The 24,331-nt window shown below is 41.5% G+C and carries 19 protein-coding genes; 10 read left to right on the forward strand and 9 right to left on the reverse strand.

From position 1 onward, the window contains the following. Nucleotides 1-18 precede the first annotated feature (18 nt). Entirely contained in the window at nt 19-294 is a 276-nt protein-coding gene (locus OSCI_RS28560; protein ID WP_157135572.1) for a transposase, read from the reverse strand. Between the two features lie 20 nt (nt 295-314). On the opposite strand from OSCI_RS28560, the gene OSCI_RS15530 reads away from it, so the two are divergent. Then, nucleotides 315-2,030, forward strand: coding sequence for a site-2 protease family protein (locus tag OSCI_RS15530; protein WP_007355969.1), 1,716 nt, complete (start codon nt 315-317; stop codon nt 2,028-2,030). Between the two features lie 66 nt (nt 2,031-2,096). Continuing rightward, a complete protein-coding gene (locus OSCI_RS15535) occupies nt 2,097-3,107 on the forward strand; it encodes a PIN domain-containing protein (RefSeq protein WP_007355970.1) in 1,011 nt (336 codons plus the stop codon). 275 nt (nt 3,108-3,382) lie between these two features. Here OSCI_RS15535 and OSCI_RS15540 read toward each other — a convergent pair whose 3' ends face one another. From OSCI_RS15540 to OSCI_RS15555, 4 genes are all read right to left on the reverse strand, one after another. Next, nucleotides 3,383-4,483, reverse strand: a complete 1,101-nt coding sequence (locus OSCI_RS15540; protein ID WP_007355971.1) for an ABC transporter ATP-binding protein — start codon at nt 4,481-4,483, stop codon at nt 3,383-3,385. A 303-nt stretch (nt 4,484-4,786) separates the two neighbouring features. Continuing rightward, complete coding sequence (locus OSCI_RS15545; protein ID WP_019487858.1) at nt 4,787-5,869, reverse strand: ABC transporter substrate-binding protein; 1,083 nt, start codon at nt 5,867-5,869, stop codon at nt 4,787-4,789. Nucleotides 5,870-6,089: 220 nt separating this feature from the next. Further along, the gene (locus OSCI_RS15550; protein WP_007355973.1) at nt 6,090-6,974 is read right to left on the reverse strand and encodes an ABC transporter permease; all 885 of its coding nucleotides are present in this window, start codon (nt 6,972-6,974) and stop codon (nt 6,090-6,092) included. A gap of 78 nt (nt 6,975-7,052) precedes the next feature. Continuing rightward, nucleotides 7,053-7,916 (reverse strand): ABC transporter permease, encoded by an 864-nt coding sequence (locus tag OSCI_RS15555; protein WP_007355974.1) that lies wholly within the window; start codon nt 7,914-7,916, stop codon nt 7,053-7,055. Nucleotides 7,917-8,194: 278 nt separating this feature from the next. Here OSCI_RS15555 and OSCI_RS15560 point away from each other — a divergent pair, with 278 nt between their 5' ends. The 6 genes from OSCI_RS15560 (at nt 8,195) to OSCI_RS15585 (ending at nt 16,252) form a co-directional block, all read left to right on the forward strand. Next, nucleotides 8,195-8,956: a pentapeptide repeat-containing protein gene (locus OSCI_RS15560; protein WP_007355976.1), complete on the forward strand. Its 762-nt coding sequence runs from the start codon at nt 8,195-8,197 to the stop codon at nt 8,954-8,956. A gap of 171 nt (nt 8,957-9,127) precedes the next feature. Beyond that, on the forward strand, nt 9,128-9,766 hold the full coding sequence (locus OSCI_RS15565; RefSeq protein WP_007355977.1) for an RNA polymerase sigma factor: 639 nt from the start codon (nt 9,128-9,130) through the stop codon (nt 9,764-9,766). Between the two features lie 331 nt (nt 9,767-10,097). Then, the gene (locus OSCI_RS15570) at nt 10,098-10,430 is read left to right on the forward strand and encodes a 2Fe-2S iron-sulfur cluster-binding protein (protein WP_007355978.1); all 333 of its coding nucleotides are present in this window, start codon (nt 10,098-10,100) and stop codon (nt 10,428-10,430) included. Between the two features lie 16 nt (nt 10,431-10,446). After that, nucleotides 10,447-10,866, forward strand: coding sequence for a hypothetical protein (locus OSCI_RS15575; RefSeq protein WP_007355979.1), 420 nt, complete (start codon nt 10,447-10,449; stop codon nt 10,864-10,866). Between the two features lie 372 nt (nt 10,867-11,238). Then, nucleotides 11,239-14,751, forward strand: coding sequence for a maltose alpha-D-glucosyltransferase (treS, locus tag OSCI_RS15580; RefSeq protein WP_007355980.1), 3,513 nt, complete (start codon nt 11,239-11,241; stop codon nt 14,749-14,751). 304 nt (nt 14,752-15,055) lie between these two features. Further along, on the forward strand, nt 15,056-16,252 hold the full coding sequence (locus OSCI_RS15585) for a RusA family crossover junction endodeoxyribonuclease (protein WP_019487856.1): 1,197 nt from the start codon (nt 15,056-15,058) through the stop codon (nt 16,250-16,252). A gap of 93 nt (nt 16,253-16,345) precedes the next feature. Here OSCI_RS15585 and OSCI_RS15590 read toward each other — a convergent pair whose 3' ends face one another. Together OSCI_RS15590 and OSCI_RS15595 are read right to left on the reverse strand one after the other, a co-directional pair. Continuing rightward, the gene (locus OSCI_RS15590) at nt 16,346-17,755 is read right to left on the reverse strand and encodes a hypothetical protein (protein ID WP_007355982.1); all 1,410 of its coding nucleotides are present in this window, start codon (nt 17,753-17,755) and stop codon (nt 16,346-16,348) included. A gap of 4 nt (nt 17,756-17,759) precedes the next feature. Continuing rightward, complete coding sequence (locus OSCI_RS15595) at nt 17,760-18,092, reverse strand: hypothetical protein (protein ID WP_007355983.1); 333 nt, start codon at nt 18,090-18,092, stop codon at nt 17,760-17,762. A 130-nt stretch (nt 18,093-18,222) separates the two neighbouring features. Here OSCI_RS15595 and OSCI_RS15600 point away from each other — a divergent pair, with 130 nt between their 5' ends. Further along, the gene (locus tag OSCI_RS15600) at nt 18,223-18,594 is read left to right on the forward strand and encodes a hypothetical protein (RefSeq protein ID WP_007355984.1); all 372 of its coding nucleotides are present in this window, start codon (nt 18,223-18,225) and stop codon (nt 18,592-18,594) included. 9 nt (nt 18,595-18,603) lie between these two features. Then, on the forward strand, nt 18,604-19,107 hold the full coding sequence (locus OSCI_RS15605) for a hypothetical protein (RefSeq protein ID WP_007355985.1): 504 nt from the start codon (nt 18,604-18,606) through the stop codon (nt 19,105-19,107). Nucleotides 19,108-19,306: 199 nt separating this feature from the next. On the opposite strand, the gene OSCI_RS15610 is transcribed toward OSCI_RS15605, so the two are convergent. Beyond that, nucleotides 19,307-22,102: a CHAT domain-containing protein gene (locus OSCI_RS15610; RefSeq protein WP_007355986.1), complete on the reverse strand. Its 2,796-nt coding sequence runs from the start codon at nt 22,100-22,102 to the stop codon at nt 19,307-19,309. Nucleotides 22,103-22,189: 87 nt separating this feature from the next. Next, on the reverse strand, nt 22,190-24,181 hold the full coding sequence (locus tag OSCI_RS15615; RefSeq protein ID WP_007355987.1) for an adenylate/guanylate cyclase domain-containing protein: 1,992 nt from the start codon (nt 24,179-24,181) through the stop codon (nt 22,190-22,192). Nucleotides 24,182-24,331 lie beyond the last annotated feature (150 nt).

The following is a 24,331-nucleotide window of genomic DNA, read 5'->3' on the forward strand; positions in this document are numbered from 1 at the left end:
CTAGGGCGTGTTTTCAAACTACAACCATAACCAGATAAAGGCGATCGTAATCATGGCTGTATAATTTGCAGCAAGTTTCTCATATCGTGTAGCAATACGTCTCCATTGCTTAATTCGGTTGATAGCACGTTCAACAATGTTGCGTTGACGGTAGATTTCCCGACTAAAAGGACCGTGACGGGGTTCATTTGACAGTCGTGGGATGGTAAAACGGATACCTCGCCGTCGTAAGTAACTACGGATCTGGAATAGGGTTAACGTCGTCCTAGCGGACAAGAAAAATACTAGAATCACTAAATGGTTAAGATGGCTCAATGAATGAGTTCGCTTACCCAGAAAAAGCTAAAAATAAGCAGCCTCAAGCACGCTTTCCGAGAAACTTACTAGAAAAACTTATGCAGGGAGCTGAAAGTATTGGAATTGCGTCTCAATATCAATTGAATATGTTTACACCAACTCTATTTGATATTCCCAGGAATTTATCATTTCTGATAGGTGCAGTAGATGCCGATCGCTCTTTATTGGGGGTTACTCTATCGGAAAACGCGGCAACGATTATTATCGTGTTAATTGCCATTGGAATTTTAGGTTGGGGGTATTACCGAGCCTTACCTTTCGGCAAACTAGGGATCTTAGCCTGGTTGCAGTCGGTGTCGCTGATGACTCCTTGGCTGTTATTCTTCGGTTTGTTTGCAGTCGGGATTTACCTCAACCTGGCCGGGATTTTATTAATGCTGGTGGCTTCTACGGGATTGTACATTTACTTAGGGAAAAAACTACGAGCGGCAGGTGAAGATGCGTTGCTGCGATCGCGGGCTGAAAAAATGGTTAGTTCCGCCGATGCGTCGTCAGAGCCCTCTAATTCAGAACCAGGAAAAACAGAGGTACAAACCGCTACAACTCCACAACCAGAACTCGTTCCCGTCCCCGCAGAAGACCTGAAGGCAATACAAGGTATTTTTGGTATCGATACGTTTTTTGCAACTGAAACTATTCCCTTTCAGGATGGCGTAATCTGCAAAGGGAACTTGCGGGGAGATCCAGAAGTAGTTTATGGGCGGATGTCAGCGAGTTTACAGGAAAGATTAGGCGATCGCTATCGGCTATTTTTAGTAGACAATACCGACGGCAGACCAGTAGCGATTATTTTACCCAGTAAAAACGATCCCCAACAAACCACACTCTCTCAAAAAATTCTCTCTGTGGTACTGATCGGGGCTACCTTTGCTACTAGCTTAGAAACAGGCGGTTTACTACTTGGGTTTGACTTCTTTAGCGAACCCCTACGCTACCCGGAAGCCTTGCCGATCGCCCTTGGAGTTTGGGCAGTTTTAATCGCTCACGAAATTGGACATCAAGTATTCGCCAAGCGCCATAATGTCCGCTTTTCATGGCCATTTTTCATTCCCACTTGGCAAATTGCCTCTTTTGGTGCAGTCAACCGCTTTGAGTCAGTATTACCGAACCGCAAAGTCCTCTTTGATGTGGCGATCGCTGGGCCAGCAGCAGGGGGAATTGTTTCCCTCGCCATGCTGATCGGAGGTTTCCTGCTTTCTCACAAAGGCAGTTTATTTCAAATCCCCGCTGATTTTTTTAAGGGTTCAGTTTTAGTAGGAACTTTAGCACGGGTAGTTTTGGGAGATGCTTTGCAGCAACCGATAGTAGATGTGCATCCGCTGGTAGTAATTGGCTGGCTAGGTTTGGTGATTACAGCGATTAATTTGATGCCAGCCGGACAATTAGACGGGGGAAGAATCGTCCAAGCGATCTACGGCCGTCAAATTGCCGGCAGGGCCACGTTTGCCACCTTTGCAGTATTAGCGATCGCATCTTTAGTAAATCCTTTAGCATTATATTGGGCAATAGTGATTCTGATTTTGCAAAGGAACTTAGAACGGCCAAGTTTGAACGAACTGAGCGAACCTGACGATGCCCGTGCAGCTTTGGGTTTGTTAGCTTTGTTTTTGATGATTGCCACGCTTTTGCCTTTAACTCCCGCTTTGGCAGGACGTTTGGGCATTGGCAGCTAAATTGTTAACGGTTAACTGTTAACTGTTAACGGTTAACGGTTAACTGTTAATAATGGGTGTAAAGTTATGAGTAATAATTTTCCTGCGGTCTTATTAATTCTTGATGTTGATGTAGTAATGGGTACTAATTCCCAAACATGGCAACAATATGCCAAGGCGGGAAGTTGCTATGTCCCGGAAGTGGTGTTTGAGGAAATGGAATTTTTGGCAGATGAGGCAGATAGCGATCGCGAAAAACTAGCTAGAGAATTTTTGCGATTTTTTCCCGCTAGTGGTTGGCAGGTGACAGATGCTTTAGAGACTCACCCCAATTTAGAACCTGCTGTTGGGGGAAATCAAAGCAAACATACGCGGATGGTAGTGGCGATCGCTCAGTGCGTTTATGGTTTTGCTCTCGAAAACCCAGAATCCCTAGTAGTTTTTGTCTGCAATAACCAGTCACTATTAAAGCGGATGCAAGCTTTGGGACTGGGAAACCTTTGCGGAATTACGGCGGCGATGTTGTCCCAGTGGGCGAAGAGAGGGGAACAACCAATGCCAGTAACTCAGAAATTGCAAAATTTGATGCGATCGCAAACTTCCAAGAAACCCTCCCAGCAGACTCGTTTGCAGACTGGAAATACTTCTTTCGGCAAAACAGATATATCTAATGGCAAATTGCCAACCCGAAGCGGCAAAACAGATTTGTCTAGCGGCAAATTGCCAACGCGAGGCGTTTCTACAATGAAAACAACGGGGGGCACAACTGGTATTAGCAAAAATAATTCTTCTGGGAGTACATTCAGTAAAACAGGTGCTTCTGGGGGCCATCCAGGATCGCGACAAAAAACATCAGCATCGAAGCGTCATGATGATGAAGTTCAATATGAGGGGATAAATTATCGACCAAAGATGACATCTGCTCCTAGAGGGCCGGGAATTTTATCTCATTTAATTAATGGATTGGGAGCTCTATTTTTCTTAACTTTAGCAATAGGAATTGCATGGCGAGGAGTTCAACCTCAGAGTTTCAATCAGTTTTGGCAACAAAAAGTAGTGCCTATATTGCCGCAGCAGGTAAAGCAGTTTGTGAAATAATTAAATAATTTTCGATAGTTTGTTTAGTTGGGATCGCCCCGTCTATTTCCTGGCGGTGAACCCAATAAAAAGCCAAAGCTTGGTTCATATCATGTCCGGCAAATTACTTACGATCTGTCAAAAGCGAGCCAAGCGCAGCGCAGTTTTGAGCTGTGCGAAGCAATCCTGAAGCAATCGCAAGGTGTTGAGATTTCTTCGCACAGCGAACAATGACAAGTATTTAACCGGACATGATATCACCTGCTTCTCACTGATTTTTCGTACTCCGATTTAATTTAATACTTATCCGAGTCTAAAATACAAATACTCTCCGGCGATACCACCACCCGCACCCTCTCACCCACCGCATACCGACGCAAATCATCTCGGTGTAAATTCTGCTTGCGAACCACCACAGAACTCTGCTCCGTCAACTGCACGGAATATCGCGTATCAGTACCAATATAAACCACCTCTTCCACCGTCCCCAACCAACCATCTTCTCCATCATCTGAAGGATAAATAGTAGCTTTTTCTGGTCGCACAACCAGCGTTAAAACTTTGCCCACTGGCATATCTTCTACGTTAGCAACTAATACTGGTAACTTTTCATCAACGAACACCACAACCTTACCCGCCCCACTTTCAATTACTCGCCCCGTTAAGAAATTAGTCTCGCCAATAAAATCAGCAACAAAGCGAGTTTTCGGATATTCATAAATATCAATCGGCGTGCCAACTTGTTGCACCTGTCCTTGATACATCACTGCAATTCTATCAGACATCGTTAAAGCTTCTTCCTGATCGTGCGTCACATAAATAAAAGTAATTCCTAACTTTTGCTGCATCCGTTTTAATTCTATCTGCATTTCCTTCCGCAGCTTCAAATCCAGAGCTCCCAGCGGTTCATCAAACAGTAATACAGAAGGTTGTTTTACTAATGCTCTTGCTAATGCTACCCGTTGCTGCTGTCCCCCTGACAACTGACGTGGATAGCGTTTTTCCATATCAGTTAATTGTACCAACGCCAGAGTATCAGCAACGCGAACCTTAATTTCTCGGCGTGGTAAATTCTCCATTTCCAAACCAAAAGCCACATTTTGAGCCAGCGTCAAGTGTGGAAAAAGAGCATAATTCTGAAAAACTGTATTAACTGGGCGGTGAAATGGCGGACGATCTTTCATCGGTTCCCCGTGAATGTAAACTTCACCTATTGTAGGAATTTCAAAGCCAGCAATTAGTCGTAAAGTGGTAGTTTTACCGCAGCCAGACGGCCCCAATAGTGAAAAGAATTCTCCATCAGCAATTTGCAGGTTGATGTTATCTACAGCTAGGCAATCTTTTTTGCGAGAGTCTTTAAAACACTTGGAAATATTAGCCAGTTCAACTGCGTACATTATTATTGTTAGTGGTTAGTAGTTAGTAGTTAGTTGTTAGTAGTTAGTTGTTAGTGGTTAGTTGTTAAGTGTCAACATAAATTAAACAAAGATACGCAATATATCAAACTTTTCGCAACTGGCACATGATGGTAGGGTACATCATAATATGAATCTTTATCATCGTCGTAAAACTTTAGACTGACGCACCCTACAAGTCGATGTAAGCGTAAATGTTAATTGTTAATTTGTCGCTCGACTAACAATGAACAACTAACAATCAATACTTCACAACTAACTACTAACTACTAACTACTAACAATTTTATTTCCCAAATGCGGCCTTAACCTCAGTCCATGCTTGATCGTATAAGCCCGTCGCTTTACCAACATCCTCAATATATTTGAGTTTAGAGAATATCTCACTTGGAGGATAAATTTGTTGATTTTTCCTGTCTTTTTCATCGATTAAACCCCGATCTATTGCTGCCTTATTGGGCGAACTAAAGTGGATAAAATTAGATATTTTTGCACCGACTTCTGGCTGTAAAACAAAGTCAATAAATTTCTCAGCTAACTCTTTATTCGGTGCATTCTTGGGAATAGCTATGTTATCAGTAAAAACAATTGTTCCTTCTTTGGGAATCGCAAAACGTAGGTCGGGGTTTTCTTTCATTACCTGGAAAATATCGCCGCTCCATTCCATTGTCAGATTTACTTCTCCTTGAGCGAGCAAGTTTTGACCTGTATCGGGCACAAAAGCGGCAATCATTGCCTTATTTTCGATCAGCAAGTCACGAGCTTTATTAATCTCATTGGGATTAGTGGTATTAGGGTTATATCCTAAATACATCAAGACACCTGCAAATGTGTACCGCGCATCGTCTTGCCATGCTACTTTACCCGTGAATTTTGGGTCTAACATTGCCCTCCAACTGTTCACTTCGCCCTTTGTTGCTTTCAGATTATAGCCAATACCCATAGTCCCCCACTGGTAAGGAAATGAGTATTTATTGCCGGGATCGAAGGATTGGTTAACAAACTTAGTATCGAGGTTTTTCTTGTTAGGAATTTTATCTAGATTAAGCGGCTCAAGCATATTCTCAGAGACCATAATTTTTACCATATAGTCGGCTGGAAATATTACGTCGTAACCGGGGTTTCCTTGCTTTAGTTTTGCATATAAAGCATCGCTATTGTCGTAGGTGTCGTATTTGATTTTGACGCTGTTCTCTTTCTCGAATTGCGCGATAGCTTCCGGTGCAATATAAGTTGAATAGTTGTAAATGCTCAGGATTTTTTCACTACCTCTGGTCGTTTCAGCACCATTGGGAGTGCTACCGCTACAGCCGAAAGGCAAGATGGCGCTAATCATAAACAACAGAAGGAAAGTTAGTAGACGTTTCATAAGTTTATTACGAAGGAAGAAGGAAGAAGGAAGAAGGAAGAAGGAAGAAGGAAGAAGGAAAAAGGAATTATACCAAATCCAGCTTAAATACTCCCTGTATTCTTTAGTCCGCGTAGGCGGACTTTGTTTGTGTAGTAGCGGTTTCAACCGCCGACTAATAAACAGGTAACTGTGTATCCGTGCCTCAAGGTGTTATTGTTTCTATCTCATTTTAACTACTTTAACTTTTCTGGATAGTTAGTGATGATACCACAAGTAATAGAGAAACTAGCAACATTAAAGTTGAGATTGCATTGATGGCTGGTGTCACCGTAAACTTAATCATCCCATAAACGAACAAAGGTAGGGTCGTTGAACCCACACCGCTAGTAAAGAAACTGATGACAAAATCATCTAAAGATAAGGTGAAAGCTAACAGCGCCGCGCTGAAAATACCAGGCCAGATTAAGGGTAAAATGATTCGCCAAAAAGTTCGCCATTCATTTGCGCCTAAATCTAAGGCTGCTTCTTCTAAAGCTGGGTCTAGTTCTGCCAAACGAGCTCTCACAGTAATAGTAACAAAGGAAATATTAAAGGCAATGTGACCGATAATTACCGTAGGCAAACCGAGAGTAAGGCGAATTCCGATTAGATTTTCTACTAGCCGAAATACTAGGGTAAAGAAAACTAGCAAGGAAATGCCCATTGTAATCTCAGGAATGATAATCGGCAAAAAAAGTAATGCTTCCAACATTCTGCGACCAGGAAAGCGAAAGCGCTCCAATGCCAGCGCTATCATCGTACCAAAGATTGTCGCTAGCAGGGTAGAGATAGCAGCAATTAGCAAGCTATTATTTACAGCTTCCCATAATCCTGCATCGCTAATGTTAGCAGTTCCTTGGGCTGAGCCGAGTACGATTACACCCGCGCCTGCGAATAAGCTCCGATACCAGTCTAGGGTAAAACCGCGCCAAATGGCATTAGACCGGGAGGTATTGAAGGAGTAAATAATTAATATTAGAATTGGCAAGTAAAGGAAGGAGAATCCTAATGCTGCTTGCCCCCAAAGCCAAAGTTTGCCAATTGAACGAATCAATAAATCTAATTTTATTTTGTTGTCATTCATCTAATTACTGATGCTAGTTCCTGATGGTAAAGACCGATAGTGCTGAAAATGCTAGGATAATATGCGATCGCGTACTATTTAATTTTCTGCTTCTGAAAGATGGAAATAGACTAACATGGGAATTAAGACTAATACCATTAATAACATAGAAAGGGCAGAACCAAAAGGCCAGTCGCGAGCTTTAAGAAATTGATTTTGAATCAGATTTCCTACCATCATTGTTTTAGCACCGCCTAAAATATCGGGTGTAATAAAAGCACCTACTGTCGGGACAAACACCAGTATTGAACCAGCGATAATCCCCCGTCTTGTTAATGGTAATACGATCCGCCATAAGGTGCGAAGGTCATTAGCTCCTAAATCTTGGGCGGCTTCTACTAATGTAAAATTGAAACGTTCTATAGTAGAATATAATGGTAAAACCATAAAGGGCAGATAGCCATAAATCAAACCAATTGTGACGGCAAAAGGAGTGAAAAGCAAGTTTAATGGTTCGTTGATAATTTGCAGGCTTTGCAGGGCTACGTTAATTACTCCTTTACTTTGCAACAGAACTATCCAGGCGTAAGTCCGTACTAGAAAGTTAGTCCAAAAGGGAATAATTACTAGCAATAGTAAAGCATTTTTCCATCCCGGCGAGCGTCGCGTGGCAATAAAAAATGCTAGGGGATAGCCAATGAGCAAGCAAGCTGCGGTGGTAAGAAATGCTAGCCAGAGGGAGCGCCACAGCACTCCCAAGTAAATATAACTATTTCTATCGCCTAATAAACGCTGATAGCTAGCCAGTGTAAATGTCCAGGTGACACCGCCGTAAGTGCCACGTTCTAAGAAGCTGTAGCTTAAGACAATCAGCAGTGGCACAACAAAAAAAGTCACCAGCCAGAATGTGCCGGGAAATAAGAGCAGTAAAAGATTAGTTTGTTTCCGGGTTTTAAGTGTCATTTGTTGATAAATTAAGCTTGAGAGATTAAAAAGTAAGAAAAAATGGCTCCTAGAGCATTTCTTTCCTGAGTTTGAGGATATAAATGCCTGGTTTTGAGTACTTTGGCTTTACCGGATAGAATAATCCAGATAGAAGAAGTCAAAAGTTACTCGTTTAAGCTAAAATCTATTTTAGAGGCTAGTCTATACCTAATGATACTTTTCGATGGGCAGGAATCTTTTCACTCCAATCGAACGTCTCATAGTCTGAAATATTAATAAATTTCGAGTCCAGTAAGATGAAGATCAAACCTATTTTAGGATTTGCAACGCTGGCGATCGCACTCAGCCTAGCGATGCCAGTTCAGTCCGCAAATCGCCGAGATGTCGAGAAACTAAAAGAAACTGGTCAGTGCTCTCGGTGCGACCTCAGAGATGCTAATCTTAGAAATGCGAACCTGCAAGGAGCAGACCTCAGAAATGCCAACCTCAGAGGTGCGAACCTGCGAGGCGCTGCTCTTAGAAATGCCGACTTAAGCAATGCTGACCTCCGAGGAGCTGATTTAAGAGATGCAGATTTGAGTAGGTCTAATTTGAGGAATGCCAACTTGAGTGATGCTAACTTAAGGAATGCTGACTTGGAACGAGCTGAGGTCAGAGGTGTCAACTTCCAGGGAACCGATTTAAGAGGGGCAAACGTTAAAGATACCGGTTTGCCAGGTGATAACCGAGGGCGCGACAACGATCGGGAACGCAATGATAATGAAAGGGTAGCGGTGGAGTTCATTTCTCGCAGTAATGATGAGGTCAGGATTCAAATTGAAGGAGATGGCAAGAGACAACAAATTAGATTAAGCGGCAATAATTCTAAGGAAAGGATTTATCTGCCAGCTACAACTTATAGAGTTAGTTTCTTTGGTAGCCAATCTGGGTATAAGCCTTGGAAATCTGGCAAACTCGATTTGGGGCGGGGTCGCACGAATACGATCAGAATTTACTTTAACCGTAGCAATCGCTCGGTGCAGGTAGAAAATGACCCGCAAGCTTGGAATTCCGATTAATATCTCTACTTCACATTCAAACCCGCTGCGGCGGGTTTTGAGTTTCTAGCTTTTTTGGTAAGCAATACCCTCTCTACAAAATTCTGACTAGGATGTTTGCCACAAGTCTAAAGGATGATGTATTATGTCTAGTGCATCAGCGTTTTTTAGCTCAGCTAGTGCAGAAAAATTGTGCAAACGCCTCAATTTCCTGAATCCAACCATCCGATTGTCAAATCGCTGTTTCATAACAGCGACCAGGAGTTGCTGACTCTGTTTCAAAATCATCCCGATCAGGGAAAATTTTTCACGGCGATTTTTTGTCGATACGCTCAAATTGTCTACACGCTGATTCGGCATTCAGTGCGATCGCCAGTGCAGGCTGATTACCTATTTGCTAGGACTTGGCGGCATATTTACTACGAATTGCGTGGCCTAGATTTGCGCCGTGAAAGCCCAGAAGAGGGAGGGGAGAATATTACTCTTCAGAATTGGCTGATTAATGTAACAGCTATTTGTATTAATCAGACCGATTTACCGTCAGTGGAATCGATTCATTACTCTTTACTATCGGCTCCACCGCCGCTTTGGTGTTACGTCGGACAGGCATTAGAACAGTTAGCTCCGTTGCTAAGATTAACTGTTTTAATGGCTCAGACTTTCCGTTGGAGCGAGACGCGAATTGCGGCTTATTTGCAAGCAGAGGGCGAAGCAATTTCTCCCGCTCAGGTGAAAGCTTTGTTGCAAAAGGGGTATCAAAGTTTAGAGGGAAATTTGCCGGAGGATATTCGCGCTATTTACTTTGAGGAGGATTTGATGGTAATGGGCTAATGGGTAATTGCTAATGGCTAATGGGTAATGGCTAATTGCTAATGGCTAATCAGGAGGTTTTATCTCACCAAATTTTAAAGTACTATGGTAATGCCAAATCTACAGGATTTAGTTGTTAGGTATTAACAATCAGCCATTAGCAATCTAGACTTTATCTTAGTTAAACAAGAGGAATATTAATAAGTAAACTCACCTAATTTAAAGTAAAATAAGATAAATAAAAAGCTTGCTACAACAATAAGTATTTTTTACTGCTTCCTTCTTCCTTCTTCCTTCTCTCCTAGATAACTAAATCCTTCTTCCTTCTTCCTTCTTCTTATTAGGAGCACAAATGGCAGTTTATCAAGTTCGGTTAGTGAATCCTGCGATCGCACTAGATCGGACAATTCCAGTACCAGATGACCAGTATATTCTAGATATGGCAGAAGAAGCTGGTCTTCGGCTGCCTTCTGGATGCAAACAAGGGGAATGTTCGGCTTGTATTGCTAAACTGGTAAGCGGCGAAGTCGATCAAAGCGAGCAAAAATTTCTGCGACCGTCGGAATTAAATGCAGGTTATACTGTTACTTGTGTAGCTTACCCGCTATCTGATTGTACATTGCTTACTCATCAAGAACAAGTTTTATATCAATCATCTCTTTATTATCAGCAAAATCTGGGTTAAGCTGAATGATTAAGTCATGGTAAAGCGCTTTCTTTACGAAAAGTCTGTTTCCTATAATGGGCATCTAATCGTACCTTTTATTTTGACTATAGTTGAGAGCAAAGATATTTATTCTTATACCTTACTTTCTGAATTAGGTCATAAAGGTAAATTGCACAAATTGGAAAATCCTGCTGGGATTTGTGCGAATACCGTAGAGGGAATAATTGAAGTGGCCAAAGAGCATCTTGATGAAAATTCAGATATTGCCGCTCAGGATGATTATTTTAAGTGTCGGTATACTTATCGGGACAATTTAATTATTGTTTATCAAGAAGCTGGTAAATATTTCTACGATCATTATCCACCAAGTAAGTTAAACAATATTGCTGCTCCCAAAATATTTTTATCTGAAGGCGATTGCCTCAACTGGATTAAACAGGGACTCGATTATTAAAATCAGGATTGGCAGATTTTTGATTTTTGATTTTGGTTTTAATATTTGTTCTGCTTTTGGCAACAACTACAGGCAAGAGTAAAATCTCCACTTTTGCTGTATCAGCGAATACTAATTTTTGAGTTTTGTAAATAAAGGGGTGTTTATCTTACTTAAGACAGATAATAAAATTTAGCATTTTAGCTATTTTGAAAACAGCAAGTATAGTATAAAATTGAGTTTACTTAAGCTGAGCGTTAGATTTTTGACAGCTAGCTATTAACAGGTATAATTAACTCAACTTGGGTGTAATTTTACCCATATCTGTACTATCTACAATCAGCGGCAATCGCTAATTACCAGTTACCAATTACCAATTACCAATTACCAAAAATGTCAATTTTGAATGACGATCCTTTGTGGTTTAAAGATGCCATCATTTACGAAGTGCCTGTTCGTGCCTTTGCTGACAGCAATGCTGACGGTATTGGCGACTTTCGGGGATTGACAGAAAAACTAGATTACTTGCAAGATTTGGGAGTGACAGCTATCTGGGTGCTGCCTTTCTTTCCCTCGCCGTTGCGAGACGATGGCTATGATACTTCAGACTACACTAGCGTCAACCCAATTTATGGCAATTTGGAAGATTTTCAAAACCTTTTAGATGCCGCTCACCAGCGGGGAATTCGAGTAATTATTGAGTTAATTGTCAATCATACTTCTGACCAGCATCCCTGGTTTCAAAAGGCGCGGAGAGCGCCGAAAGGCAGCAAGGAGCGAGATTTTTACGTTTGGAGCGATACACCCGAAAAATATCAAGATGCACGGATTATTTTCCAAGATTTTGAGACTTCAAACTGGGCTTGGGATGCGGTGGCAAAATCTTACTATTGGCATAGATTTTACTCCCATCAACCTGATTTAAATTATGACAATCCAGCGGTGCGCCAAGCAATTTTAGATACTGTCGATTTCTGGTTAGCTATGGGTGTAGATGGGCTACGGATGGATGCCGTTCCTTATCTGTACGAGCGGGATGGTACTAATTGTGAAAACCTTTCAGAAACGCACTTTTTCCTAAAACAATTACGGAAGCACGTAGACGAAAATTTCCCGAATCGAATGCTACTTGCTGAGGCTAATCAGTGGCCGGAAGATGCGGTGCAATATTATGCTCAGGGAGATGAATGTCACATGAACTTTCATTTTCCTCTAATGCCCCGCTTATTCATGTCGTTGCAGATGGAAGATAGCTTCCCAATTATTGATATTATTCAGCAAACTCCTCACATTCCTGATAACTGTCAGTGGGCTTTATTCCTCCGCAATCATGATGAATTAACCTTAGAAATGGTGAGCGATGAAGACCGGGATTATATGTACCGAGTTTACGCTCAAGATACCCAAGCGAGGATTAATTTAGGTATCCGCCGTCGGTTAGCTCCTTTAATGGGAAATAACCGCCGCCGCATTGAGTTAATGAATGCTCTTTTACTTTCTCTCCCTGGTACTCCCGTGCTGTATTACGGGGATGAAATTGGGATGGGAGACAATATTTATTTAGGCGATCGCAATGGGGTAAGAACTCCGATGCAATGGAGTGGCGATCGCAATGCGGGCTTTAGTCGGGCAAACCCTCAAAAGCTATACGCACCGCCAATTCTTGACCCAGAATATCACTATGAAGCCATTAATGTAGAAGCGCAACGATCTAACCTAAATTCGCTGTGGTGGTGGATGAAACGCTTAATTGGAATTAGGCAGCACTTCCAAGCATTTGGTCGCGGAACCTTTGAATTTCTGTATCCCGAAAACCGCAAAGTCTTGGCTTTTATGCGGATTTACGATGGAGAACATATCCTGGTTGTAGCGAATTTGTCGCGCTTTGTGCAAACAGTTGAATTAGACCTCTCGCCCTTCAAAGGTTCAGTGCCAATTGAGATTTTTGGTCGCTCTGAATTTCCCACTATTGGCGATTATCCTTACTTTCTCAGTCTCACTCCTCACTCGTTTTATTGGTTTACGATCGCACTTAAACCGGATGTTTATCCACAGCAATTACCGCAAGTAAAACTGCCGACTTTGACTATTAGTGGTAATTGGGAAAGTATTTTTAATCCCAATAACAAATCCAGAGTCCAAATTGCTACTATTTTACCTAAATACTTACGTAGCTTTCGTTGGTTTGGTGGTAAAGATCGGACAATTCAAGCGGTACAAATTACAGAAGTTATTCCGATAAGTTCCTCTGGATTTGCTGGCGAAAATTTGGGGTCATCATCAATAGCGGCTCAAAAACAATCTATTAATACCTATTATCTGGTATTTTTAAAAGTAGATTACACCGAAGGAATGGCCGAAACTTATGTGCTACCTCTAGGCTACGAAAAAATTAGTAGTGTTGGGGATAGTGGGGAGATATTGGCTGATGGTAACGTCACAAATTATAAACAAAACCAGCCATCACAAAGCCTTCATTCTGCACAGGCGATCGCAGAGCTCAAGTTTATCGGCAAAAATGATGAAATTGGCGTGCTATTTGACGCTGGGGGAGAGAAAGACTTTTTGAGCTTTCCCTTGGATGCGATCGCCAATTCCCGTCAATATACGGGCACTGCTGGTAAATTGCTAGCAACGATTACCAAGGAATTAACCCCGGAAGAAGACTTATCGCACGTTGAACCCCGCTTGATTAAGGGAGAAAAAAGCAATACTTCAGTAGTTTACGGCGATCGCTTAATCCTTAAATTGTTCCGCAAAGTTGAGGAAGGTATCAATCCCGACCTAGAAATTGGGCAATTCTTAACTGATAAAAACCCGCTCCAACCATATATCCCAGTTGCAGGAGCCTTAGAGTACCGCCGCCCAGGAAGCGAATCGATTACAATTGGAATATTGCACAAGTTTATTCCCGAAGCTAGGGATGCTTGGTCTTATACATTGGATAGCTTAAGTCACTATTTCGAGGAAGTAATGGTCGTAGGTGCAAAGCATTCTAACGACAATTCATCAGGTTATGGTGACAGTTATTTACCCACTGCTTTACCCTTACCAGTGCAACAGCCATCAAATTCGCTGGTATCTAATCTATCAGTTGAAATGCCAGAATTGGCTCACGAACTTATCGGCGCTTATTTAACATCTGCCGAACTTTTGGGTCAGCGGACGGCGGAACTGCATTTAACTTTAGCTTCGGATTTAGAGAATCCCAGTTTTGCCGCAGAAAATTTCACATCTTTTTACCAGCGTTCCATTTATCAGCAGATGAGAAATCTCACTGGTAGAACTTTATTGCTACTAAGAAAAGGGCTTTTAAAGTTATCGCCAGACGGACAAAAAATGGCACAAGTTATCCTCAGTCATCCAGAGCAGTTGATCGGAAAATTCAGGTCGATTTTGAACCTTAAAATCACAGCTCAGCGTATTCGCTGTCATGGGGATTACCATTTAGGTCAAGTGCTCTATACAGGCAAAGATTTTATCATTATTGATTTTGAAGGAGAACCGGCGCGTCCTTTGAGCGAGCGGCGCATGAAGCGCTCACCTTTGCGAGATGTTGCAGGGATGGTGCAATCTTTCAACTATGCCGCAACTTTATCCCTCCGTAAAGAGATAGAAAACGGCATAATTCGAGCTGAAACTCTCCCCACAATGAATCAATGGGCTAAGTTTTGGTATGGGTGGGTTAGTGTTGCTTTCCTCAAGAGTTATTTGATGACAGCAGGCGATGCAAATTTTGTACCTAAATCTATGGACGAACTGCAAGTATTACTGGATGCTTATATTTTGGAAAAAGTGGTTTATGAATTGGCTAATGAACTCAATAGCCACCCAGATTGGGCAGAGATTACTATCGAGCGAATTTTGTATTTGATTGGTTTTCCGGTTGAACAGTTACTTGGTTGAGTTTGAGGGCGAGGAGAGTATACTTAATAAATTAGCCAGGACTTAGGCAACTGGCACATTAAGCAAAGGTATGTTGTTGCGCTTTAGCGCTAAAGTGGCTACAACATACCTAAAAACTGACTCTTGACCTTCTTAATTGCGAAAACCATTGCTTTTATTGCTTTTTACCTTCTGCCCTTGTAGTTAACTAAATCTTCTGCCTTCGGCTATAATTGCTGATGTGCGATCGCACTTTCGGCATCTATTCTGTTGCAGTATTTTTAGTTTAAGCATGATTTTTGAGTAGGGAAGAGCATCTAAGTAAGTGGAAACTAACAATCTCAACAAACAACTCAACAGCACAAAGCCTTTCTCCGTAAGCGAAGAGATAGAAATGGCGGGTGCAAAAACTCTGTGGCTAGTTTTATCTAGTTACTTAGAAGTGCTGATGAATTCTGCCCCTTTACCGATGACGCTTCAGGAATTGGGGGCGGAAATTAAGGGTGCTCACGAGCAGTGTCAGACTTCTCCAATGGCGGGACTGTTGTACGCTCGCAACGCTGGGGAGTGGTTGTTGGAAGCTCAGGCAAAATTACAACCTGAACAATGGGAAATTTGGCTAAAAGCTAATTGTAATCTGTCACAAAGAACGGCAGAAACTTATATGCAAATGGCTAAAGGATGGCCTGGTTTACCGAAAGATAAACCTCGAAGTGTTGAAAGGGAAAGTTTTGTACAAAATTTTATTGTTTCTAGTCAGGAGGATAGTTTTGAGAGATCGCAATCTATTGATTATCTAGAGGAAGATGAAGAATTAGAATTAGAGGAGAGAGTGTATGAAGAACCGATAATAACTTCTGAAGTAATGGAGGACATCGCAGTTGAAGAGCAGATGATAACTTCTGAAATAATTGAGGATATCGCATCTGAAGAGTCTATAATAACTTCTGAAATAATTGAAGATACTGCATCGGAAGAACAAGTAATAACTTCTGGAGTAATTGAGAATATTACATCGGAAAAACAGATAATAACCCCTGAAGTAATTGAGAATTTAGAGGTTGTTAATTTATCGGCATCACCGGAAATAATTACTGTAAATGTTAAAAAATTAGAAGTTTTTGATATTCCTCAATCTAGGGAAGTCATCATCTTTTTTATTCCTGGTAACGTTGTCCCCAAAGCGCGGCCGCGAGTAACTGGGAATGGGACATTTATGCCACAGCGATATCGAACGTGGCGAAATATGGCTGAGGTGGAAATTTATAGTCAACTATCTGAGTTGAATTTAACTATAGAATTGCCAATAAAAAGAGCGTCGATTTTAATGCGTTTTGTGGGAAAGCACCGCACTAATTCTGATTTGGATAATTTAGCTGGTGCGTGTCTGGATGCTTTAACTATGAATGGGGCGGGAGTACTTCTGGATGATAGAATTAGTTGCGTTTCTAAGTTAAGTGTTGAGTATGTGCCTGTGGCTGACAAAACTGGTGTTTGGATAGAGATTACTCCGGTTGATTGATTTTTGAAAATCAAAGGTTGAGTTTTTAGCCAGTGGAACTAAGGGCTAGTTATTTGCGAGTTTAATCATAGTTTAAGTGTGATATTTGAATGTTTAATTTCGGGGCTTTTTAGGGCATAGATGGGGCCATATTTGAATAGCTGTAAAGGCAATGGCGGCGGCTATTACTCCCAGACACAGGCTGATAATGATGGATAGGGTAAAGTTTATTGGATTTGGCGGGTCTTGCTTGATTAAGTAGGGGTAGGCGGTGGCGGCTACTCCTGATACTCCTAAGCCTACACCGATAACGGTGACTCTGGTTTGTAAGGCGCGATCGCTTTTGGCTTGTTCTATTTCAACTATACCTCGGATGGAGGCGATCGCGCTTTCGATTAAGTCTGTCCCGTGTTTGAAGTATCCTAAGTCACCCGCGATTTGCGATCGCATATAGGGCGCGGTTTTTATCTCGAAGTGATTTAATATTGATAGTTCTTCCTTATCAGTTTTGAGTGTATCACATATTTTCTGCAAAATGTCACTGTAATTGTTAAGATTTATCGCAATTGTATTGTCAAAAGCTTCTAGTTTCCTTAGCACGCTAGTATAACTCAAAGCTTTGCCCAATAGGACTTTTAACTGTTGTTTCAATGTTTCCAAGTCAGCGGTAGTTAATGAACTCCTAATTTTGGCGAGTTGCTGCTGTAAATACTTGATGTCTTCCTCTATCTCATCATAGTTTTTAACGAGGTCGTGGTAAATCTTGCGGCTGTCTTGAAAGGATTTGATGATTTTGTTACGGTAAAATAGTAAGTCAATGATTTCTTGTTGACAAGTGTTAAAATCTTTATCAGTTTGTTTGTCGCAAAGTAACCAGACAAGTAGGTGGCGGTAATTGGCAATATTGGCAATATCGCTAATTAAACCGTATTCAAAAATGGGACTACCAAATAATATACCTGAACGGTAGAAAATAGGTGTAGAGTCGCCTGGTAATAAAGCATTGCGACATTGATTGGCAATGGGTTTAAAGTAATCTATATGATTGCAGCATAGTTCAGCAAAGGGTAGAGAGTAATCTATATTATCGGGTAGGTTATTCTCGGTAAGCCATCCGGTAAGTAGGAGAGTTTGGCCTAAAAAGTTGTCGTCACCGTCGATAAGTAAAATATTTTCCGGGTTAATTTCTTTGATGAAGCTGACATCTAAGTTATCAGCAGTACCGTCTTCTGGGCAACCTATATTTAACCATAAAGCATAACTGTCTTGAATTTGTAACGGTTGGGCAAAACCTTCTATCAGCGGATTACTTCTGGTAAATTCGAGAGGAGTCTTTAAAAGTAAATCTTCGCACTGGTCATGACTTCTTTTCGGGGACTTTAGATGATGTGTTAGCTTTTTATAGGTAAATTTTCGCAGAATATTGTCGCATTTTTGCCACAGAGGATTATTGCTGCCCTCACTGTTATGGTAGAGTTGAAAAGCGTATAAGTAAACGTTAGGGGCAGAAATTTTATCAGTCATGTTATTAGCGTGGCGGCTGTGAGTTGGGAATGCGTTTTTTGAGGTGTTCTGGTAACTGTGGATAGAGGTTTGTTAGCCTTGGTTCTTGACCTTCTTTATTTCTAGGTTTTGGTTCCGGTTTTCTATCTTTTAAATTGATTGCCTTGCTAATTTCGGGATAATCTTCACACCATTTAGCAATAGCGTCGGCTACTTCTTCATCAGATTTATCCGCCATTTCGGATATCGTCTGGTTGAGGTCATCTAAAGCTGCGATCGCCCCTACTTGTTCAAATAAGTCTGCTTGAGTTTCAAAGACTTGTAAGAAAGCTGATATATAAGCTTGGTCATCATTCATGGCTAATGTGTTTCCTCTCCATTGATGTAGGAATTTTGGCTTTGTTAGGGCATTGTTTGCGTAACAATTCCATGATATCATCAGAGATAATTAAGTGTCAATTTTTCAGGAGTGGCAACTATAGACCTCAATGGACGAAGTAATTCAAGGTGCGGGGTTCACGGTCAAAGCCAGTAAATTTGACTTCTTTTTTGGTCGCGTTACCTCTACTCCTAGCAATACTAGAAGGTCTTTAGACAACTTAAGAGATTTGAGAATACTAGGGATTGACGAAGTGGCGGGAGGCAAAGAGAAGCTATTACAAATATTCGCAGAAGGATTAAATGCACCGGAAGTTGAAGATGACCGAAAACCTAATGAATATGGCGTAAACATCTCTCGTAAAGTAGAATTGAGAGGAGGAGAAAAACCGGGGGCAATCGTTGTTCGATATTTTTATCCTGAAGGTGACTTCGATGTAAATCCTCAAGTTACTTCAATTGTACCATTAATTTATCAATAACAAGCTACCATGAAGATTGAAACGATTAGCAAATCAGAATTTGACCAAATCCCAGCCATTCGGCAAATCATTTGTCACCAATATGCTCAAAAATTTGCTCGTCTTGATTTGGGGGAAGTTTTGGGATATTATGGGCTAAGTTGGCGGAGTCAATTAGTTGAGTTAAGTATTGAGTATTCAAGCGATCAAAAAATGCTTTGGATTGGCATCGATCAGCAATTAGTAGCAATTTGCCTAGAAAGTGGCCGCCTTAGTTTGGCGATGCCTCTTACTGCTAACTTAATTCAGATGGCAGTTATTCAAAAAGTTACTGCTGTTTTGACTGAAAATGAGATATTATTATTTAATCCAAATGGTTCCCTCAGATTTGATCGCAGCTTGCCAGATTTTCCTGAACAATTTTTTACGATCGGCAATAATTTGGTGATTCAATTGGTGGAGGGCTATCGCTTCAGCTTAAATTTGCAAACTGGACAATTTCAAAAATTAGTTGGAGAGGTTTTAGTTTCATAGTATGGGCGGGGCGGGTTTATGAAGTTTTGAGATGGGAGATTAAAGATACTGGTGAACCCGCCCCTACAGAAATTATATCTATTTAACCAGAAATATTGCCTCATTTTCGACAAACTTGTAGGGGCGGGTTCGCCAATAATCTCAAATAAAATCGACAGCTTAAATAAACCCGCCCCCACCCACCATGAAACCCTAACATTTATTGTCCAACGGCACAGAAAGCCGCCCAAAACAAAGGATCTTGGAAAGATTGAAACTCCGGTTTATAACCCCTCAATCTCTTTTTAATCCTCTTTCGATTCTGGCTATCCAGTAACTTTGAACTATCAGCCCAATCTAGCAAATCTTGCACACTTGCCCCCCTTAACCACAACTGCGACTCCCGCAAAGCAATGGCCACCGGCGACCGACTTTCAGACAGTAAAAGTTCATAAAACTTGATCATCAAAATCGCCGTAGATACATCATCCACCACCCACAAAGTGCTGATCACACTTGTAGCCCCCGCAGATAAAAAACCGCTAGGCAATCCGATATACTCATCAGTGGTATCTCTAATATCCGTTAAGCCAGTTTCGCAAGCAGAAAGGGTTACTAAACTGCACTTACTCAGTGGCAAATTAAAGATTTCTTCCAGCGTCAAGTCTGTGATGTCGTCCAAGTTAACGTTATCGGTAGCCCTCTTCACTCTAGCTAAGATTAAAGCTGATTTCCGAGGATTTGTAAAGTTGAAACGGCCATGACAAGCAAAGTGGGCGATGTAGGGATTTTGCAAGCCTTTAATTTGTTCCTGCAATGCTGCTTTAGTTGCCTTTTCCCGAATCAAAACTTTAGCATAATTAAAGGCTTTTTCAATTGCTTCAACTTCGATATCAGCAAATGGTAAATCGTCTTTTGGATTTTGAGTAGGCGGGTTTTGAATGGCAAACAATCTTGTGGGTGATGACTCTTCCCCAGTCGGATTTACCCGCTGAGATAATTGTAATATCTGACAACTGGGAGTATATCTCACACCGCCAGGGAAAAGATCGAGGAGACAGCCAGTTTCTTCTACATTTTGCCTTAGTCTGCGGCTGGTTAAGGCATGAAGCGGTAACAAGTGCAAATATCGGAAGGGAACTAATATTAATCGCTGGCAGTTTTCCGGGAGGCGAGAAATTATTTCATCTATGTGTAAGATTTCTGCTAATTTTTTCAGGCGGGTTTCTAGCTGTTTTTTCCAGTTGTCACGTTGATAGATGTATTCATTGATATATTCCTGCTGAAACTCCTCTAGTGCGTCCAAGTCTTGATCTGAAGAGTGCCAGATATCAGGTTGGGTGGAGTTGCTGGTAATAATAAAAACTTTAAAGCCGTTAAAGGTGATATACCATTCCAAAATTGCTTCATCTTCACCTAACAGAGTGCGAATTTCCTGACAACTAATCGGCTGTCCATTTTTCTGGACACTGCGGGCATTGTAAAACAATTCTACTAGGTTTCGGGTTTTGCTGCGTTCGATGTATTCTAGGGCGGCGGTTTTATTTTGCATTTCTAGGCAAACTTCCACCATTATATGAGAAATTCTATTGTATTCTTCAGCTAATTTCTGTCTGTCAGCTTCGCCGCCCCTAATGATTTCAGTCCGCATTGATTCGACTGTCTCAATTGCAGTGTTCAAGGTATTGTAAGCTTCTGGGAGTTGGGAATTATTTCGGTAGGCAAGTCCTAAATTATATAAAGTTTTAGCATGATTTATCGGAAATGCCTCGCGAGTGCTAACGGATAAAGCTGCTTGCAAGGCGGAAATTGCTATTTTTAGATTATCCGTTTTTTCACCTCTGATTCTGCCGCTGTAGGCATTCGCTAAATTATTTTGAGTTATTGCCCAATCTTCTGGAAATGCCTCGCGCGTATAAACTGATAAAGTTTTATGATAAGCGGAAATCGCCATTTCTAGATTATCCGCTTTTTCGCCTCTGATTCTGTTGCTGTAGGCAAGCCCCAAATTATTTTGGCACCTTGCCCAATCTTTAGGAAATGTGTCGCAGGTGTAAACTTCCAACGCTTTCTCAAAAGCGGCGATCGCCAGTTCTATATTATCGTCTGTTTTGCCTTTGATTCTGTTGCGGTAGGCATTCCCCAAATTATTTTGAGTCATTGCCCATTCTTCAGGAAATTTCTCGCGAGTGCGAATTTCCAATGATGCCAAATAAGCGGCGATCGCCAGTTCCAAATTCTGGGCTTGTTCCCCTCTGATTCTCTGGTCGTAGGCAGTCCCCAAATTATTTTGAGTCATTGCCCAATCTTCAGGATATGTCTCGCGGGTGTCAACTGACAAAGCTTCCCTATAAGCGGAAATAGCCATTTCTAGATTATCCGCCCTTTCGCCTCTGATTCTGTTGTTGTAGGTAATCGCCAAATTATTTTGAGTCGCTGCCCAATCTTTACTATATTCTTGACGGGTAAAAACAGTCAGGGCAACTTCATAACCTGCAATGGCAATTTCTAAATTACTCGCCCTGCTGCCTAAAGGAAATTGCCGGATTGCATTGCAAAAATTGCCAACAACTTCTATTATAGAAATGCGGATTTCTTGGCTATCTGAGTGTGGCAAAGTTTCCCTCGCCCAATTTCGCAACGCCACAGCCAAATTATCATTAACTAAGTTGAGATTATCCCGCAGCAGGGGATAAATTACATTAGGATCGCCCTTGCCCTTTAAAGTTACCTGCAACACTTCCGTTAAAAATTTAAGGTAAATGGAGGGTGACAATTTCTCTACCATTGTATTGCCATAACTACCCATTAGATGCCCTGCAAGAGTCATTAAAGAATTAGCATCATCCAGGTAGTTATCAGTTCTCAGATTGTTTGCCCTCTCTAGCATTACCTGTACCAACCCCGCATCAACTAACTCAGAGTTTGCCTGCAAAATTTGCTTTTCTTCCCCATTGGGGCAATTCAGTAGCAATTCAATCAGATTAAGATAAGCTTGGCGGCGTAGTTGATCCATATTGCGTAGGGAGAGATTAGCCGAGAGAACCATTATTTACTAATCCTATCACAATTATCACAATCAAACCAGAACCTGCCTCAACTATTAACATTCAATCGATCGCCTACCCACTAACCAGTAAGTCGTCATTTCTCCCCGACCTTTCACAGCAATCGTACCCCTTGATTCCAGTATATAATCATCTTTCAAATGAGCATAAGTAGCCTCTGTCACCTGAATATAACCAGGTTTGCCATGAGATTCCATCCGAGAAGCCACATTAACAGCATCTCCCCAAAGATCGTAGATAAATTTCTTAATACCAATAACTCCAGCAATAACTGGCCCGCTATTAATGCCAATACGTATTTCCAAAGATTCCCCAAAAATGCTATCTAGACTTTGCATATAAGCCTGCATATCTAATGCCATATTAGCAATTGCCGTAGCATGATCTGAACGCGGAAGAGGCAATCCGCCTACTACCATATAGGCATCACCAATAGTTTTGATTTTTTCCAGATTATACTTTTCTGTCAACTGATCGAAGGCAGAGAAAATTTGATTAAGTCCCCCGACTAACTCCATCGGTTCCATGCGCGATGATAGGCTGGTGAAGCCAACAATATCAGCGAACAAAATAGTCGCCTCCTCAAAGTGTTCTGCCGGAGATTCGTTCGTTTTTTTCAAGCGTTCCGCAATCTCAGATGGTAAGATATTTAATAATAGTTGTTCCGATCTTTCTTTTTCCTTACGTAATTGAGCCGTGCGCCGTTCTACCCGATTTTCTAACTCTTCATTGGCAAGGCGTAACTCTTCTTGACTTTGGTGTAAAGCAGCAAAAGAATCCTTCAATTGCCTACTCATATCATTAAAAGAATGGCTTAAGATATCAATTTCTAGAATGGGACTGGTTTCTATCTGTTGATCGAGATTTCCTTGGGCAATTTCTGTTGATGCCTGGGACATTCGTAGCAACGGACGAGTAATCCAATTAGCCGTCTGAATGCCAATGGCGATCGCAATTCCCAATGCTACTATTACAAACAATATCGTGTTACGAGTATTCTCATAAATTTGAGCCATAAAGTCTGCTTCGGGAATCACAACCACAATCAACCAATCCAATCCTTTAACCTGTTGTAGTGGAGAAATCTGCACCAGTTGCGTTTTACCATTTAACACAAACTGAAATTGCTGAGGTTTTTGAATTTGGTTCAAAGTATTGCTTTGTTCTTGCAATTTTTGAGCAGTGAATCGAATGATGGGTTCCTTGCTATCCAAAGCCTTCAAGCGCCCTGGCTCTTCTTTTCCCGGAACTTTAACCGCAGGAATTTCGGAAGTTGAACTGGCGACTAAATCTCCCGATCTCTCCATGATAAAAGCTTCACCCGACTTGCTAATAGATAAGCCATTAAGAAATTGATTTAGTTGTGCTAGCAGCAAATTTGTAGACAAAACTCCCACCAATTGCCCTTGGGAGTCGTAGACAGGAGTAGTAGGAGAAATCTGTAAAACGCCCAAATTTTTTGAGGTGAAAATCGGAGTCCAAGTTGGTGCTTTAGCAGCCATAGTAACAGTATACCAAGGTCGATCGCGCGGATCGTAGGGCTTAGATTGCAATTGCTCAAAGCGATCGCCCGGTTGCTCGATCTCATAAACTACTCGATTAGAATCCGTCGTGCGATCGCGAAACTTAACTACTAATTTACCATCAAGGTATCGCTGCACTCCGATAAAATCGCCGTTGTCTTTGCCAAGATAAATGTAGTCAACTGAATCTGTTAGTTTAATATCTGACCAAAATTGTCGCTCTAGAGCCTGAAAATCATTTGGGTCTAAATTACCATTGCGAAATGCTGAGGCCAAAACCCCCTGCAATAAATGAGGTTTTTCTAGATAGCTTTCCAGATGTCGATCGATTTGACCAGTAACTTTATTGCTAAGTTGGAAGGTCAACTCGTTAATTGACTGTTGACTATTTCGGAAGGAGAGATAACCAACAAACCCAACAGCAGCCACAATTTGCAGGACAAAGGGCAACACAACGCTGGTGCGGAGCCGGAATTTTCGGAGTGGGGGTTTGGCGATGCTCATATAAGTAGTCGGACATAATTAAACGTAGGGTGGGCGCTCGCCGCAAAAAACCTGTAACTCATAGAAGAAGATGGTTACGGCGAGCGCCCACCTTACAATTTATAGCGTTTATTTATGTCCACCTACTTAGACGAAGGAAGAAGGAAGAAG

This window comes from Kamptonema sp. PCC 6506 (genome assembly GCF_000180455.1).
GTDB classification, from domain to species: Bacteria; Cyanobacteriota; Cyanobacteriia; order Cyanobacteriales; family Microcoleaceae; genus Kamptonema; species Kamptonema formosum.